Source organism: Vibrio aquaticus, assembly GCF_003970385.1.
GTDB classification, from domain to species: domain Bacteria; phylum Pseudomonadota; class Gammaproteobacteria; order Enterobacterales; family Vibrionaceae; genus Vibrio; species Vibrio aquaticus.
On the sequence record NZ_RXZH01000086.1, the window covers coordinates 1 to 603 of the forward strand.

Annotated in this window: 2 tRNA genes and 1 rRNA gene; all 3 read right to left on the reverse strand. The window is 44.9% G+C overall.

From position 1 onward, the window contains the following. Positions 1-206 precede the first annotated feature (206 nt). Positions 207-282, reverse strand: a tRNA-Glu gene (locus EJ063_RS20445). Positions 283-290: 8 nt separating this feature from the next. Then, positions 291-366 (reverse strand) — tRNA-Ala (locus tag EJ063_RS20450). A 96-nt stretch (positions 367-462) separates the two neighbouring features. Beyond that, positions 463-603 (reverse strand): 16S ribosomal RNA (locus EJ063_RS20455); the annotation flags it as partial.

The window sequence follows — 603 nt, forward strand, 5'->3', positions numbered from 1 at the left end:
GGACTCAATTTTGAATAGTCACTTAAAGTGACATTCCCAAGAACACTTGAATGTGTTGTATTGGTGTTTGTCTATAAAGACAAACATTGAGAACTTTACAATCAACAATAMATTGTTGATTTGTCAGCTTTCCAAATTGTTAAAGAGCTAATCACTTCCGAAGAAGTMACCATTTTTAAAAGCACTTAATAAAGTACGCTTAAAGATGGTATCCCGTAGGGGAGTCGAACCCCTGTTACCGCCGTGAAAGGGCGGTGTCCTAGGCCTCTAGACGAACGGGACACTATAGGTGGTGGAGCTAATCGGGATCGAACCGATGACCTCTTCGCTGCCAGCGAAGCGCTCTCCCAGCTGAGCTATAGCCCCATCAAAGCTCTAAATAAGACATATCAATCTGTGTGGACACTCATCGTGACGCATTTGTCTTCACTTTTAAAAAGTGAAAGCAAACTGTCCATCGTATAAGGAGGTGATCCAGCCCCAGGTTCCCCTAGGGCTACCTTGTTACGACTTCACCCCAGTCATGAACCACAAAGTGGTAAGCGTTCTCCCGAAGGTTAAACTACCTACTTCTTTTGCAGCCCACTCCCATGGTGTGACGGG